The sequence below is a fragment of the Acidobacteriota bacterium genome (assembly GCA_016715115.1).
Taxonomy (GTDB): domain Bacteria; phylum Acidobacteriota; class Blastocatellia; order Pyrinomonadales; family Pyrinomonadaceae; genus JAFDVJ01.
This window is the reverse complement of sequence record JADKBM010000016.1, coordinates 1,432,587-1,449,754: the sequence shown is the minus strand read 5'-3', so window position 1 is coordinate 1,449,754 and position 17,168 is coordinate 1,432,587. Positions and strand designations below refer to the sequence as shown.

Sequence of the window (17,168 nt, the reverse complement as noted above, 5' to 3'; positions counted from 1 at the left end):
GATATCTCGTTCCGCAACACTAGGGCAGATCGCTTTCCAGAACCGCTTTCGTTTGCGCATTCCGAAATTCGTGGAGCTTTCGTCGCAAGTCAGGCCGGGAATTGGCGAGGATCGAGATCGCCAACAACGCGGCGTTCTTGGCTCCGGCCGTCCCGATCGCGAGCGTTCCGACCGGAACTCCGGCCGGCATCTGAACTATCGAAAGCAGTGAATCCATCCCGGAAAGCGCCTTGCTTTGAACCGGTACGCCGAGCACCGGCAGAACTGTCTGTGAAGCGCACATTCCCGGAAGATGGGCGGCGCCGCCGGCACCGGCGATTATCACCTCGACGCCGCGCGACTCCGCGGATTTTGCGAATTCAAACAGCAGATCCGGGGTCCGATGGGCAGAGACGACCTTGCATTCGTGCGCGACCCCAAACTCGCCGAGGGTCTCGGACGCGTTTTTCATCGTTTCCCAGTCGGACGAACTGCCCATGATCACTGCAACCAAGGGTTTCTCGATCTTGGATTTCGAAATCTTGTTTTTGGATTTGTTCATTCAACCTCGATCACGATCCCGCCGAAGCGATGTTCGTCGGCGATGCAGGCAACTCCGTCGATCCAACAATACGGACTCGCGTACGGCGCGCCATCGTCATTGTAAGTCGCGACCAGTCCGCCCGCCAAATCATCGTTCGAGAATAGGACGCCCCGGCCGAACTGGTCGCTCGTGCGCGAGGCGCAATCGGTGCAAACCTGTTTTGGATACCGGTCCCAATGGTCTGCCGGTTTCCTGCATATCGGGCATTCGTGTGTTCTTGTCATTTCGTAAACCACCCCCGAGGCGCGATCTCGGACGAGCGCCGAAGCATTCGATGTTACTCTCGTTATTCCTTCATCTTCTGGATCGCGTCGAGCAACTTCGTCGCCAAATCATCGTCCAGCGTTTTCAACTTCTCATACTGAACGCGGGCCGACTCGGGATTCTTCAGATTAACGTAACAAATCCCAAGGCTGTAGTATGCGTCGGTGCGATTCGAATCGAGTGCGATCGCCTTTTGATAGTACGGAACTGCAAGTTCGTACTGTTTCGAATTCAGATACGCATCCGCAAGATAAACGTTTCCGACGACATAGTCCGGGTTCAATTCGACGGTCTTTTTGTAATGCGGTATCGATTCGGCGTAAAGCTCCTGATTGTAGTATGCGTTGCCGAGTCCGAGGTGCGCAGCTACAAAGTCAGGCTCGATGCGGATCGCTTCGCGGAATGCCCCGATCGCGTCGTCGAACCTCTCCAGATCGACATAAAGGTCGCCGAGCCGCTTGTGGGCGTCCGCGAGATCGGGCTTCAACCTGACCGCTTCCTTGAACATTTGCACGGCATCGTCAACCTGATCACGGTCGCGATAGATCTTCGCCAGCTCATACTGCGCCAAACCATTCCTGACTCCAAGATCCACCGATTTCCGGAAGGCACTGACGGCGTTCGCTTCGTCATCGAGTTCCCGATAATCGATTCCGAGACGATAGTATGCCTCCGCATTTGTCGGGTCAATCGCAACGCACCGCTGGAAAGCCTTTATCGACTCCGAAAAGAGATTCTTGCGGTAATGCGCAACGCCCAGTTCGAAATAGGCGTCCGAATTTGCCGGATCGATCTCGATCGCCTTTTGATACGCCGCAATCGCTTCACTGTAACGATCAAGATAATCGAGGGCGTTTCCGAGCTGAACATAAGCAACGGTGTAATCGGGTTTTATTCGTACCGCACCGCGAAAAAACTCCACCGCTTTGTCATAACGCTCAAGTTTGTAATGACATAGCCCGATGTTGTAAAGCGCGGCATAATTCGACGGGGATGCTTCGACCGCTTTTTGAAACGCAACGATCGCCTGCTCGTATCGGCCAGCGTTGAACTGATCCAGGCCTTGCCGGAATGCATCGTCCTGAGCGAACGACGCCGCAACGAGTGCTGTCAGGAGAAAAACTTTGCCAAGGAACATCTTCTTCATAGTCTTGTCCTCCCGTCTATACCTCGTAGCAAGCCGCGTGCCGAACAATACTTCGACCGCGGCGTAGCCCGGGCGCGGGCCGGAACTCCAAACAAAAAAGGCGGGACGTGGCCGAAGCCTCGTCCCGCAAGCCGCCTGAAGGCGGTGCACATCACCTGATGAACGCGCCCGGGACCGGGATGTCGCCCGGCGCTCCGAACGGGATGACGGTGATGCCCGCCGTCGAGCGTTTCAGGTACCATTTGCCGTCGGACGGCCGGAAGACGGCGGCGTCGAAGACGGCGTCGCCGTCAAAGTCGCCGGCCGCCGGGATATCGCCGGCCGCGCCGAACGGGAAGGAATAGTAAGTGTAGTCCTCGCTTCTGAGGACGTACCAGTTGTTGTCGGACGGCCTGAAGATGGCGACGTCCGCCTTGCCGTCGCCGGTAAAGTCGCCGGGGACGTTGTAGTCGGCGTCATTGCCGAACGTGTGGACGACAAGCCCTTCGTTCGTGCGGTTGAGCCACCACTGGCCGTTCGACGGACGGTAGATGGCGATGTCGATCCGGCCGTCGCCGTCGTAGTCGGCCGGGACGGGCTTGTCGGTCGGGAAGCCGAAGCGCTCCTGGCCGAGGCCGCCGGTCGACCGCGCGATGTACCAGACACCGGTCGAAGGCCTGTAGACGGCCGGGTCGGCGATGCCGTCGCCGTCATAGTCGGCCGGGACGGCGATGTCGCCCGTCGTGCCGAACGGGAACGAATAGTACGAGTAGTCCTCGCTGCGGAGGATGTACCAGTTGCTGTTGGACGGCCTGAAGATGGCGACGTCCGTTTTGCCGTCGCCGGTGAAGTCCTCGGCGACGATCCTGTCGGTCGGGTCGCCGAACTGCGCCGCCCAGTTGCCGCCGGTCGAGGACCTCAGCGTCCACCATTCGGTGCCGGTCGCACCCGCCGGCCGGAAGATCGTCAGATCGGTCGACATATCGCCGTCAAGGTCGGTGTTGGACATTCCGGCGGCGCATTTGCCGTATCCGCCAACGTCGCTGATCACCTTGATCTCGGTAGCCGAAAGCGCTCGGTTGTAAACCGCGACCTCGTCGATCTTGCCGTTCAGGTACGCGTCGGTCCCATAGTTCCAGCGGCCGAGCCTGTTGTCGCGGCTCTGATACTGGGTCGAGGCACCGGCGAGCGTTTGCTCTGCCCGCTGAACTCCATTGACATAGAGCCGATATGTGTCGCCGTTTTTGGTCGCGGCGACGTGATACCAGCTGCCGATGCTGTACTTCGAGGATGAGTTGAGCGCCACCTGCCATATGCTCCCGTTGCCGACGTCAAAGGCGAATTCGTTGTTCCGCGGATGGCCTGCGCCGAGGTACGTTATGAGGAGCCCGTCGAAGTTTCCGTTGCTCCGCGCGAACATCGTGCAGTGTTGGTTGTCCGAGCAGGCGGCCGGATTGATCCAGCCTTCCACCGTCCAGTTCGTGCCCATATCGAACGCGGGGACCGACGCATAGTCGTCAACGCCGTCGAAGCTGAACGCCTTCCCGACGATGCCGGGAGCGTATGTCGTGTGATTGACGGGCGTCGCGTGAATGCCCTTCTGCATATCGAGCGCATTGCCCTGGCCGCGCCACCAATGCGTGATTCCGGCCGGTTTCGGGGCACAGGAATCGGGCGCCACCGGCGGCGTTGCCGTGTAACCCTGCGCAATGAACAGCCCGAGCGAGTACGGGGCGCTACCCACCGGGATCGAGGTCACGTTGTTGGTCGACGCGTTGATGCTGAGCACGGCATTGCCGGTCCTGGCGGCCGCCAGTATCCGGCTTCCGTCCGGACTGACAGAAATTCCCTCGGTCGTCGCGCCGACAGGGATCAGATCGGTCGAATTGTCCGATGTGTTGATACGAAGGACGTTGTTGGCCGAACAACTGCCGACATATGCCTGCGTTCCCGACTTGTTGACCCCGACGCCGGTCGGACACGGGAAACTGATGTTCGCGGTAATGTTGTTGGTTGCCGTGTCGATTACCGAAACCGTGTTGCTTCCGGAGTTTGCGACATAGACCTTCGAGGAATCAGGCGTCACCGCGATGCCGTAAGGAACGTTTCCGGTCGGGAAAGTCTCGACGCTGAGGTCGGATGTCCTGATCATCGAAACGCTGCCGTTGCTGTAGTTGGCGGTATAAACGCGGGATCCGTCCGGACTTGCCGCGACGCCGTAAGGGTTCGCGCCGATCGGGACAGTCGCCAACAGCGCCCCGGTGTCGGCGTTGAGCACCCAGAGGGAATTGCCGAACTCCTGAGCGACATAGAGCTTGGTGCCGGTCACATCAACCGCGAGCCCGTGGGTCGCACCGGGCAGAGTGAAATCCGTAAGCACCTCATTCGTCGCCGTATCGATGACCGTGACCTTGCTCAGCGCGGCACCGCTGACGTAGGCTTTGGACCCGTCGTTCTTGATGGTAACGAAACCGAACTGCTGCGGTGCCGTGATCGTCGCATCGACCGTGCCGGTCCCGATATCGATCACCGAGACCGTGCCGTCGCCACCGTTGGGTATGTAGGCCTTGCCGAGACCGGGCCGACACTTGCCGGTGTTGCCCGCGTTGTAGATTGCCCGGATCTCGGCTTGTTCGAGTCCGCGGCCGAAAATTCCGAGCTCATCCACCAAGCCGTCCCACATCGCCGAGCCGGGGCCACTGCCGATATAGCTCGTCGTCGAGCTCAGGTTGAAAGTCTCGGAAGACGTTTCATACCCGACGGCAACGCCGTCGATGTAAAGCGTCAACGTCGTTCCGATCCTTGTTAGCGCAATGTGGTGCCATTGACCGTTGGTATACTGTCCGGAGGTTCCGGCAAAAATCGCCTTGGTACCGTTGCTGTTCCAATAGACCCAAAGTCCGGGAGAGGGCGGATCAGGATCGTTGAAGTCGAAAATCAAATTGCTTATCGGGTAATTCGGCACAAAGGCAACCGCATTCATCCGCCTGCTCGAGTTGTTGCTCTTCATCCAAAACTCCACAGTGAAGCCGCCGGTTCCGAAATTCATTTCGGGAATCGCCGGAATAGAAACGAAATCGTCCGTTCCATCAAACGCGAACGCATTTCCGATCAATCCGCTTGCGTACGGCATTGGATTGCCGTGAACTGTTCCGTTGTATCCTTGGCGAATGTCGTTCGGATTTCCATCGCCGGGCCACCAACTGATCAGGCCGGTAGGCGGCTGTGTGCAGGTTCGGCAGACGCCTGAACCGCCGGCATCGTAAATCGCCGAGATCTGAGCGGCGTTCAGCGTCTGGTTGAAGATCGAAAGCTCGTCGACTAAACCTCCGAAAAACAAACTCGCGTCGTTGATGAACCCGTAGCCGATTCGGGAATTGCCGGGAACGTAGTTGAAATTCCTCGGCCGGCTCTCTGCCAGTGATCCGTCTTTGTACAGTCTTTCGGTAGTCCCGTCCCAAGTGTAGGCGAGGAATGTCCACGCGTTGGCGCTGACGGGAACCCCGGTCTGCCAGTCGAAGGTGTCCGTATGGTGGTAAATGCGAACATTGCCGTTCAGAGCCAATCCAACGGCTTCGCCCGGATTGCCGCTTCCGAAGGCGGCGACTATCTTGAATGAGCCTTGCGATGCCGGGTTAACCCATACGGTGATTGCTCCTGCCGAATTTGAAAGAAGCTGATCAGCCTGTGGAATGGAAACGTATTGTTGACTTGCCGGATTGAAGCCGAACGCCCGGTCAACCTTTCCGGCTCCATACGTCACACCATTGACCAAACTTCCGTGGTTTCCGTTCACGATATCGAACGAATTTCCATCGCTTGGCCACCACCCTACCATTCCGTTCGGCGGCGGGGCGCAGGTCTCGACGCACTTTCCTGACGAACCGGCGTTGAAGGTCGATTGGATCTCCACCGGAGTCATCGCGCGTTCGGAAACTCCGACCTCGTCGGCCATTCCGACCAACTCGAGAACCGGAGCGTTGCCGTCCTTATCCATTCCGATCAGCAGTGAAGCGCTGTCGTATGTGAGGTCCGAGTTGAAGACGGTCGACGCGACGATGTTGCCGTCAATGTACAGCCGATGGAGCGTCGTCGATTCATCGTAGGTGTAGGCGATGTGATACCACTGCCCGACTGTCGGGCTGAACGGATAGCTCAGGACCCCGCCGACAATTCCGGCGTTGAGCGCGCCCCCTTGCATCCAAACGACGTACGCGTTCGACAAACCCGTCAGGTAAGGTTTCGAAATCAGCGCCGCCTGCGGATTTGCGGTGTCGAACCTGAACCAACCGTCCAGTGTCAGTCCGCCCGTGGGACGCAGGCTCGGACTGTCGGGAATCTCGACGTGCTGTCCCGGAACGCTGAATCTGAAACCGCGACCGACTTTGCCAACGTCAAAAGACGCGCCGTTCTGCAGTATTCCGTCGTTGAGGCCGTAAACGTCCGTGGAATTGTTCTCGCCGCGCCACCAGCTGACCGTTCCGTCCGGTGGTGGCGAGCAGACGCTGCACTTCCCATTGTTTCCGGCGTTGTAGATCGCCTGAATCTCAGCCTGCGTCAAGGCCCGACCGTAGATCGTCGGCTCGTCGATCTGACCTGTCATCGTATCCGATCCCGGCCGTGCTCCGATCGTGATGCCGTTCGCATTAAGGACTGTATTGACAAGCGGATACGCACCCCCGCCTTCGAACTGGCCGTTCAAATAGAGTGCGAGATTTGTGCCGTCGTAGGTGACGGCTGCGTGATACCAGGTATCGGGCTCAAGCGGGGTTGTTCCGTCAAGATCATAGTTGTGCCCGTAAAAGTGCACGTGACGGCTGCTTCCGGTAATAAGCCCGAACATATTCTTGTCTGACGCCGTTCCGTATTGGAATATCGGCATCGAATTGTAGATCTGCGGCGACGGTATCTTGAACCATACCTCGACGGTTCGCGGCGAATTGCCGACCGGTAGCCCAACGGGTGCCGCGACTTGGACAAAATCACCGTCACCATCGAGGTTGAAGGCCCTGCCGACCTTTCCGGCGGTAAACCCCGTGTTCCCTTGCAGTACGGCATTGTTTCGATTCAGGTTGTCGCCGGCGTTGTTTTCCGCGGCCCACCAGGAGATCGGCCCGTTCGGGATTGGAACACAGGTCGGCGATGGATCAGGGGCCGGCAAGCTGAATGGTTTCGCGGTATTGGCTTGTGCAAGCTCCGAGAACCCGTTCGTTTGTCCCGCGAACGAAAAAACCGCGGCATTCGAACCCGCGGCGTAGATAAGCAAGATTGTCGTGGCGATCGTTATCAGGATCGCGAGCCCGATCAAGCGCGATCGGGACCAGATTGTTTGATTCAACATGGCGATGTACACCTCCGCTATCGAGGTTCGTTGCAACTGTTGAACCAAACCATCGATCACCTGACATTGCGGTTCGGGATCGGAAAGGCGATCAACGCTGGAACTTTTTCCCAAATCGTTGGGGAAAAGTTCCCATCGTTCGGCCGCCTTCAGGCGGAACTCCAAACAAAAAAGGCGGGACGTGGCCGAAGCCTCGTCCCGCAAGCCGCCTGAAGGCGGTGCACATCACCTGATGAACGCGCCCGGGACCGGGATGTCGCCCGGCGCTCCGAACGGGATGACGGTGATTCCTGCCGTCGAGCGTTTCAGGTACCATTTGCCGTCGGACGGCCGGAAGACGGCGGCGTCGAAGACGGCGTCGCCGTCAAAGTCGCCGGCCGCCGGGATATCGCCGGCCGCGCCGAACGGGAAGGAATAGTAAGTGTAGTCCTCGCTTCTGAGGACGTACCAGTTGTTGTCGGACGGCCTGAAGATGGCGACGTCCGCCTTGCCGTCGCCGGTAAAATCACCGGGGACGTTGTAGTCGGCGTCATTGCCGAACGTGTGGACGACAAGCCCTTCGGTCGTCCGATTGAGCCACCACTGGCCGTTCGACGGACGGTAGATGGCGATGTCGATCCGGCCGTCGCCGTCGTAGTCGGCCGGGACCGGCTTGTCGGTCGGGAAGCCGAAGCGTTCCTGGCCGAGGCCGCCGGTCGACCGCGCGATGTACCAGACACCCGTCGACGGCCTGTAGACGGCCGGGTCGGCGATGCCGTCGCCGTCATAGTCGGCCGGGACGGCGATGTCGCCCGTCGTGCCGAACGGGAACGAATAGTACGAGTAGTCCTCGCTGCGGAGGATGTACCAGTTGCTGTTGGACGGCCTGAAGATGGCGACGTCCGTTTTGCCGTCGCCGGTGAAGTCCTCGGCGACGATCCTGTCGGTCGGGTCGCCGAACTGCGCCGCCCAGTTGCCGCCGGTCGAGGACCTCAGCGTCCACCATTCGGTGCCGGTCGCCCCGTTCGGACGGAAGATCGTCAGGTCGGTCGACATATCGCCGTCAAGGTCGGTGTTGGACATTCCGGCGGCGCATTTTCCGTATGTATCAGCGAAATAGATTCCAAAGATCTCCGCAGACGACAGCGCGCGTTTGTAAATCGCGACTTCATCGATCATGCCGTTCGTATATGATGGGGATGCGCCCCAGTTCCACCTTCCGAGGGCAATTTCTCTCGACTGATAGACCGCCGAGACGCCCGCGATCGTTACTTCGTCCTTGAGGCCGCCGTTCACATAGAGCCGATAGTTGTCGCCGTTCTTCGTTGCGGCGACGTGATACCAGGTTCCGGGAGAATACTTTGAACGGGAACGCAGGATCACGTCCCAGCCAGGCCCGCCGATGTTGAGCTGAAACTCGTTCGCCGCCGAATGACTCGGTCCCATATAACCGAGCACCAGTCCATCCGTTCCGCCGATGCTGCGGGTGATCATCATACAATGTGCGTTATCGGAACAGGCGACCGGTTTTATCCAGCCTTCGATCGTCCAGTTTGGGCCCATATCGAACGCCGGAGCCGACGCATAATCGTCAACGCCGTCAAAGCTGAACGCCTTCCCGACGATGCCGGGAGCGAAGGTCGTGTGATTGACGGGCGTTGCGTGTATGCCCTTCTGAGCATCGAGCGCGTTGCCCTGACCGCGCCACCAATGCGTGATTCCGACCGGTTTCGGGTCACAGGAATCGGGCGCCGCCGGCGACGTTGCCGTTAAGCCCTGAGCAATGAACAGCCCGAGCGAATGCGGTGCGTCGCCGACCGCAATGTCGATGACCGAATTCGACCCAGTGTTGACTATCACGACTTGATTGTTGATTCGTGCGGCGGCCGCAACGCGGCTTCCGTCGGGGCTGACCGATATTCCCACCGTCCTTCGGCCAACGGGAATCAAGCTGCCGATGTTGTTCGAGGTGTCGATCGATAGAATGTTGTTCGTGTCGCTGCCGACATAAACGCGTGTTCCGGCCTTGTTCACTGCAATCCCCGTCGGAAACTGGAACGCGACATCGGCGACGATCGTATTTGTCGCCGTGTCGATCACCGAAACCGAATTGCTCCCGTAATTCGCGACATAGACTCGCGAGGAATCAGGCGACGCCGCGATGCCGTAGGGCAAACTTCCGGTCGGAATCGTGACCACGCTGTTGTCCGACGTTCGGATCGCCGATACCGATCCGTTGCTATAGTTGGAGGTATAGACCCGCGAACCGTCGGGCGTTATCGCGACGCCAAAGGGATTCACGCCGATCGGAACGGTCGCGAGCAATGCGCCCGAATCTGCGTCGAGCACCCAGACGGAGTTTCCGGATTCCTGGGCGACATAAAGCCGCGTCCCGGCGAGGTTGACTGCCAGACCGTGCGTGGCGCCGGGAAGCGTGAATTCCGTGAGCAGCGTGTTGGCCGAGGTGTCTATCACCGAGATCTTGCTCAAGGCCGCGCCGCTGACGTATGCCTTTGACCCGTCATTTTTGATCGCTACGAATCCGTAGCCGGTTCCGGCCGTGATCGTCGCGTCGACGGCACTCGTTGCAACGTCGATCACCGACACCGTGCCGCCGCCGCCGTTCGGGACGTATGCCTTGCCAAGTGCCGGCCTGCACTTGCCCGCGCTGCCGGCGTTGTAGATCGCGATTATCTCAGTCGCGGTCAGTGCCCTGCTGAAGATCTCCGGCTCGTCGATCTTTCCCTTGAACGGAACGTAAAGCGAAGCGTCGGAGTTCCTGACCTGAGCGCCGATCCAGACGTATTTGTCGGAATTCGTGTTGATCGATGAACCGCCTGTTCCCGTCAAATCGCCGTTGTCGAGGACGCCGTTGACATAGAGATCAAGCGTGCCATTGTTGAAAACCGCGGAAACGAAATTCCACGAATCGATAGGGTAGTCGTTTGCGCTGAGCCGTCCGATGCGATTCTCGTTATTGTCGAGACCGCAGTCAAAATAGAATCTCGCCGATCCGGCCGGCGAACCGGACTGCCGCCAGTAGAGAAGCCGGCACTGCTGAGTCGTCCAGGTCGGAAGCGTCGAATCGCCGACACCCAGGATTCCAAAGTACGAATCAACTGCCGGTACCGCCGTCGGATAGACCCACGCGTCGTAGGTGGATTCGGTCCCGCCGTTAATGTTTGTCGTGTTCGGTGCAAGAACGTGATCGTCCACGCCATCGAGGAGAAATGCCTGGCCGACCTTGCCGGAAGCGAATGCAGCGCCGTTCTTGAGAATCCCGTTGTAACCGCTGATCAGATCGTTTGCGTTTCCGTCGCCGCTCCACCAACTGATCAGGTCGCTTGGCGGCTGTGTGCAGGTTCGGCAAATGCCGGTCTGGTTCGCGTTATAGATCGCGCGGATCTCTGTCTGAGTGAGAGCCAGGTTAAAGATCCGAGGTTCATCCATAAGGCCGTCGAAACGACCGTAGTATGTCGGCGGTTTCATCGACCCCATCGTCAGCGACTCGGTATTGGAGTTGAGCAAAGTTGCTGATTTGGTCCAGCTCTGGACGAGTTCGCCGTCAAGGTAGAGCCGCACATTGTCGGTCGGTCCGTAGGTTCCGTTCCAGGTCAGAGCGATGTGATACCATCGCCCCGTCCCGACCAAACCCGGTACGGTGGTCCAGTTATCGGCGGGATACGAGCCGTAAAGCGCCACGTTAACCGCGCCGTCAGGGTTGATCTGCAGATTGTAGGACGCAATCGATGCGCTGCCGTTGTAGTCTGCTTTTGAGAACAGGGTCGCGGATCCACCGGCGCGGCGGAAGAACCAGCTTTCAAGTGTTAGACCGTTTATGAGGTTCAAATCGGGATTCGAGGAGACTTCGAAGTAATCATCGATGCCGTCAAAACTGAACGCCCGATCCACCTTGCCCGGCACGAACGTCGCCCCGTTTCGCAGCGCGCCGTGATAGCCGTTGGCGATATCGAAGACATTTCCGTCCGCTGACCACCAACTGACCATTCCGTTCGGTGCCGCAGTGCAGCTAATCCCGCACATTCCAGCGCTGCCGGCGTCATAGATTGACGTTATCTCAGCGGGGTCGAGCGTACGGTTGAAAATGGCGACTTCATCTATCAGGCCCGGGAAGAGATTCGCGGGGTCACCCCAGAAACCGTGACCGATACGGGCAGCGCCCGGCACATAATTGAAATTCCGCGGTCGGCTTTCGCTGAAGCTGCCGTCCTTGTAGATTCGCTCGGTCGTGCTGTCCCAAGTGTAAACGAGGAATGTCCACGTATTTGCGCTGACCGGCGTATTCGACTGCCAATCGTATGCACCGGTGTGATGGTAAATCCGGACAGTCGTCCAAACGCCGATCCCGATTCCTTGCCCGTCGGCCCCGCTCCCGAAAGCGGCCACGATGTCATTGTCGCCGACAGCCGTCGGGTAGACCCACGCCGCGATCGTGCCGGACGAATCGTTCAAAAGAGTTGAAGTCGAATTGGGCAGACTAACGTAACTACCACTACCCAGACCAAATCCCTGCCCGACCTTCCCCGCCGTGAATGTCGCGCCGTTTTCCAAAGTACCGTTGTTGCCACCTACGACGTCGGTCGTGTTGCCGTCACCCGGCCACCAGCCGACCATTCCCGGTGGTGCCGGCGCGCACGTCGTTTCCGGAGCATCGAGGGCGGATCGCCCGGTCGCGGGCAACGGATTCGAAACCAGCCCGCTTCCGGCTCCGCCGAACGAAAAAACCGCGGCATTCGAACCCGCGGCGTAGATAAGCAAGATTGTGGTGGCGATCGTTGTCAGGATCGCGAGCCCGACCAGTCTGGATCGGGACCAGATTGTGTGATTCAACATAGCGATGTACACCTCCGCTACGAAAGTCCTTTGCAACTGTTGAACCAAAACACCGATCACCTGGCATTGCGGTTCGGGATCGGAAAGGTGATCAACGCTGGAACTTTTTCCCAAATCGTTGGGGAAAAGTTCCCATCGTTCGGTCGCCTGAAGGCGGAACTCCAAACGAAAAAGGGACGAAGCCGAAGCCCCGTCCCAATCCCAAATCCCAAATCCCAAATCCGAAATCTCACTGTCCTCAGGCCACCTGAAGGCGGAACTCCAAACGAAAAAAAGGACGAAGCCGAAGCCCCGTCCCAATCCCAAATCCCAAATCACAATTCCCAAATTCTACTGTCCTTGTCCAAGACTGTATCCCGGCTTGCCGTCGAAGTTGTAGAGATGTTCGGTCTTGATAAAATCGAGTCCGGCGGCATTGAAGCGGCCGAGGAGATCGATCACCTGCCGGTGCGTGATGACCACATTTTCGTTGTCGCTCACAAAGCGGCAGCGCCAGTGATCGACGCAGAACGTGTCGGACATTCCCTTTGGATAGACTTTGGTTCCGCGGTTTGAAACCATTTGAAGCTTCAGGCCGCCGCCGTTGACTTTTTCGATCTCGGCGCCGATCGCATCACCCGCTCCGTAAAACTGCCCGTTCCACCAATTGACGAAAACGTCGACGCCAACGAGTTCTTTCTTTTGCGGCTCGCGGATCGAATAGATCGGTTTGCGGTCAGCTTCGGCGATCTCTTCGACCTTCTTGTATTCAACGGCCTTGAGCGTTTCCGGTTTTTGACCGAGACGGTCGACAACTGCCTGCGCGAATTCCTTCGTGCCGACCTTTTCTTTCGAGACGCCGTCCTTGAAGATGTCGTACGTGTGAACGCCGTCTTCGATCGTTCGCAGCCAGGCATTGTGTGCAAGTTCAGCGATGTCCGGCTGATTTAGGTGAACCATCATCATCATCGCGCCGAGGAAGAGTCCTGACGGATTTGCGAGATTCTGGCCGGCGCGGCGCGGCGCGCTGCCGTGGATCGCTTCGAACATCGAGATGTGCTCGCCGATGTTCGCCGAACCGGCGAGTCCGACGGAACCCGCGATCTGCGCCGCGACGTCGGAAAGGATATCGCCGTAGAGATTCGGCATCACGATGACATCGAAGACTTCCGGCGTATCGGCCATCTTGGCGGCGCCGATATCGACGATCCAGTGATCGGCTTCGATCGACGGATACTCGGCGGCGATCTCGTCAAAGACACGATGGAACAAACCGTCGGTCTGCTTCATAATGTTGTCCTTCATAAACGCCGTGATTTTTTTTGCGGTTGTTGAGGACCGCGTATTCGAAGGCGTAACGGACGATCTTCTCGCAGCCCGGGCGGGAGATCAGCTTAAGACACTGCTCGACCATATCCGACTGGCGATATTCGATACCGGCGTAAGTGTCTTCTTCGTTCTCACGAACGATGACGATATCCATCACCGGATGCTTCGTCTTGATGAACGGGTGGTACGAAACGCACGGGCGGATGTTGGCGTACAGGCCGAGCGTCTTGCGGACGGTGACGTTGAGCGATTTGAAACCGCCGCCCTGCGGGGTCGTGATCGGCGCCTTCAGAAAAACCTTCGTTCGGCGCAGGCTCTCCCACGATTCGGGCGCGATGCCCGCTGAGTTTCCGCTTAAATAGACCTTTTCACCGATCTCGATCTCTTCAATATCGATCCGCGCGCCAGCTTCTTTCAAAATGTGCAGGGTCGCGTCCATGATCTCGGGGCCGATGCCGTCCCCTTTCGCTACTGTAATAGCTGCATTTGACATAATTTCTATTGGTTCCCTCTGTTATGAATTTGTAATGACGACTAAACGGAAGATTTTAGCGGAAATGGACGCAAGTCGCAAAAGCAGCCCGTTCGGAGTCCCGTTCGGAGTCCCGTTTGGAGTTCCGCCTTCAGGCGGCCTTAACGCGGAATTACGAAGACTGAGATCAGCGAACGGCCGCCTGAAGGCGGTACTCCGGAACGCGTAACGAATCACTTCATATTCTTATCCAAAAAGTCCGCTACTAAAGGATAGAGTTCCAGCCGGTTTTTGAGTTTCGAGATTCCGTGACCCTCGTCGTCGAAGAGTTTGTATTCGACGTTCGCGTTCCGGTCGCGCAGCGCTTTGACGATCTGTTCGGCTTCCGTGTACGGGACGCGCGGGTCGTTCTTGCCGTGAATCACGAACAGCGGAGCTTTTATTTTATCAACCTTTGCGATCGGCGAAATCGCGCGGAGAAATTCGATGTCGCGGTCAAGCATCCCATATTCGACCTCGCGCTGCCGCCGGCGATAGCCCGAAGTGTTCTTCAGAAAAGTCTCCCAGTTGACGATGCCGACGGTGTTCACGGCGGCGGCCCAAAGGTCGGGATAGAGCGTGACCGCGGCCATCGTCATATAGCCGCCGTAGCTGCCGCCCATTACCGCGATGCGCTTCGGGTCTGCGCCGCCCGATTTCTTGAGCCATTCGACCGAATATGCAAGGTCCTTGACGGAATCTTCGCGTTTGCGGACGTCGTCGAGATGGGTGAACGTCTTCCCGTAGCCGGTCGATCCGCGGACGTTGGTCGCAAGGATCGCATAACCGCGCGAAAGATAATACTGATAGAGCGGATTGAATCCCGGACGTTCCTGGCCTTCTGGCCCGCCGTGGACGCTGACGATGACCGGGAGACCCCGACCTGCCAGCACGGCGCCGACATCGCCGACCTTGCCGACCTTTTCCTTGACCGTGCGAACTGCCTCGCCGACCACTTTTTCAACCGTCGAAATGATCTTGTTGTCGGTCTTTATCCAATTGGTTCGCGGTTTGTAATACCAAGCCGGAATCTCGCGGCCGTCGAAAGTCTTGAACTTGATCAGTTCCGGCGTTGCGAACGAATCGGCGTCGATGCCCGCGCGGTCGCTCTTCGTGATCTGGGTCAGGGACTTCGACTCAAGATCGTAATGCCAGACGTCCGAATTGTGCTTCGAAGAATTGAACGTAAAAACGAGCTTCGAACCGTCCCCGGAAAAACTCAGACCGCCGACGATGCCTTGCGCCGGAAGCTTGACCGTGGTCTCTTCGGGCAGAATCCGTGTGATCAGCGGCTTGCCGTCGACTTCGTACTTGCGCAGACGCAGTTCCGAAAAACCTTCGCGGTTGAGCGTGTAGGCGAAATGGGAACCGTTTTCCGGGAATGTGACCCCTTCGACGTCCCAGTTTTCTTCGGGCCGGATCAGAAACGGCATCGGGTTTCCTTTCGGCCAGACGTTGTCCATCTGCACCATCGCCGCGAACTCGCGATCTTTGTTCGAGGTGAAAAGCAGCGAATCACCGTCCGGAAGTATCTCGACATCGCCGAACTGGCTCGCGTCCGTGTGCGGCGTCAGAAGCGTTTCGGTCTTCAACTGCGTGTCATAGAGATAGAGATTGTTGTCGAGGCTGAGTTCCGTGCCGGAGCGCGAAACAATCACACGGCGACCGTCCGAAGACGCTCCGGCGAACGAGTTGGATCCGTCGAACTGATAAACGATTTCTTCCTTGCCGTCCGCGACGGTCATCGCGTAGATGTCGAAATACTGCGGATTGCGTTTGTTCGACGCATAATAGATCTTCGAACCGTCGTCCGACCAACCGCCGAAATTGTGCCTGATCTTCGGCGAGGCCGTCAGTTCGCGAATGTTCGCGCCGTTCGCGTCCATCAAGAAAAACTGCGTGTTCTCGTCGCCGCCGCGCGCCTTGCCGAAAACGAGCGCGCCGCCTTTCGGCGAGTAGCGCACGAACCCGACGTTGTCGTCGTAATTCGTAACCTGTTTCGGCGTTCCATTCGGCAGATCGATCATCCAGACCTGCGATGTTCCCGATACGTTGGTCAGATAGAACAAGCGTTTGCCGTCCGGTGCGATCGTCGGCGACGATGCCGACCGGATGTTCAAATACTGCTGGATCGTGTAGTTTTGCGCGCCGGCAACCACCGTCAGCAAAAACGAAATGACGAAAACCCCAAAAAGTCGCTTCATACGAATACTCCTGAACTGATCTGTTTCGGCGATTATAAACCAAAACGCGAGGAATTCGGATTCCTGATTTGGGAATTCGGATTTTGGTTTCTTCATTCGGCCGAGTCGAAAAACCAAATTCAATCAAAGCTCTTTCGACCAATCCGAAATCAGAAATCACAATTCCCAAATCCTTTAATGTTGACAAAAATGTAAAGATTACTAAACTTAAGTATTCGATAGGATTTACAGAGATGCCGAAAATTGCAGATATACAGGAAACACCGAACCCGAACGCCGTGAAGTTCATCTTGAAAGAGCCGGTCTCGTACGGGACCTCGCATTCGTTCAAAACGCCCGGAGACGCGGAAAACGACAAGCTCGCGAAGTCGATCTTTGACCTCGGCGACGTCGTCTCGGTGTTTTATATGGACAAGATGATCACCGTCGAAAAGACGGACGATGTCGATTGGGACGATATTCTGCCGGTGCTCGCTGTTCCGATCCGCGCGGCGGACGCGGTTTCGAAGAGCAACGGGGAAGCGGCGAAGGAGATCGGCGGCGCGATCGGCGCCGCGCTCAGCGATGATCCGATGGTTCGCGAGATCGAGGCCATTCTCGACGAGCGCATCCGACCGTACCTCGCGAGCGACGGCGGCTGGCTTGAGATCGTCGGATTCGAAGGCAAAACTCTCAAGATCCGCTACGAAGGCGCCTGCGGAAGCTGCCCGAGTTCGTTGACGGGAACGCTGATGGCGATCGAGAATATGATCAAGGACGAGATCGATCCCGAAATCGAGGTCATCGCGGTTTAGGAACCGGAACTTAACTCTCATTCCGTCCGCCAAACAGGTTGTGCCGGAAGTCGATGAGTTCGACGGAGACGCTACCCGAAAATAGTCATCGTTAAACGTCACGACCGGAAGTGATAAACACCCGGCAACAAGGTTTCCGAGTCTCAAGTCTGGAAGGGTTTCCCAAAGACCAAAGATAAAAGCCCAAAGATCGGCACCCCAAGA

The 17,168-nt window shown here is 57.7% G+C and carries 7 protein-coding genes and 1 pseudogene; 1 reads left to right on the top strand and 7 read right to left on the bottom strand.

Translation table 11 applies throughout. From position 1 onward, the window contains the following. Window positions 1–19: 19 nt before the first annotated feature. The 7 genes and pseudogenes from purE to IPN69_24145 all read right to left on the bottom strand — a co-directional run bounded on the left by purE (window position 20) and on the right by IPN69_24145 (window position 16,170). On the bottom strand, window positions 20–541 hold the full coding sequence (gene purE / locus IPN69_24175) for a 5-(carboxyamino)imidazole ribonucleotide mutase (protein MBK8813807.1): 522 nt from the start codon (window positions 539–541) through the stop codon (window positions 20–22). Next, window positions 538–807, bottom strand: a complete 270-nt coding sequence (locus tag IPN69_24170; GenBank protein ID MBK8813806.1) for a hypothetical protein — start codon at window positions 805–807, stop codon at window positions 538–540. The genes purE and IPN69_24170 overlap by 4 nt, the downstream gene beginning before the upstream one ends. 62 nt (window positions 808–869) lie before the next feature. Further along, window positions 870–1,994: a tetratricopeptide repeat protein gene (locus tag IPN69_24165; protein ID MBK8813805.1), complete on the bottom strand. Its 1,125-nt coding sequence runs from the start codon at window positions 1,992–1,994 to the stop codon at window positions 870–872. 151 nt (window positions 1,995–2,145) lie between these two features. Beyond that, window positions 2,146–7,314, bottom strand: a complete 5,169-nt coding sequence (locus tag IPN69_24160; protein ID MBK8813804.1) for a hypothetical protein — start codon at window positions 7,312–7,314, stop codon at window positions 2,146–2,148. A 225-nt stretch (window positions 7,315–7,539) separates the two neighbouring features. Further along, a complete protein-coding gene (locus tag IPN69_24155; GenBank protein ID MBK8813803.1) occupies window positions 7,540–12,147 on the bottom strand; it encodes a hypothetical protein in 4,608 nt (1,535 codons plus the stop codon). A gap of 330 nt (window positions 12,148–12,477) precedes the next feature. Next, window positions 12,478–13,948, bottom strand: a pseudogene (locus tag IPN69_24150) (NADP-dependent isocitrate dehydrogenase). Between the two features lie 212 nt (window positions 13,949–14,160). Continuing rightward, the gene (locus IPN69_24145; protein ID MBK8813802.1) at window positions 14,161–16,170 is read right to left on the bottom strand and encodes a S9 family peptidase; all 2,010 of its coding nucleotides are present in this window, start codon (window positions 16,168–16,170) and stop codon (window positions 14,161–14,163) included. A 233-nt stretch (window positions 16,171–16,403) separates the two neighbouring features. Here IPN69_24145 and IPN69_24140 point away from each other — a divergent pair, with 233 nt between their 5' ends. After that, the gene (locus IPN69_24140) at window positions 16,404–16,964 is read left to right on the top strand and encodes a NifU family protein (protein MBK8813801.1); all 561 of its coding nucleotides are present in this window, start codon (window positions 16,404–16,406) and stop codon (window positions 16,962–16,964) included. Window positions 16,965–17,168: the final 204 nt, after the last annotated feature.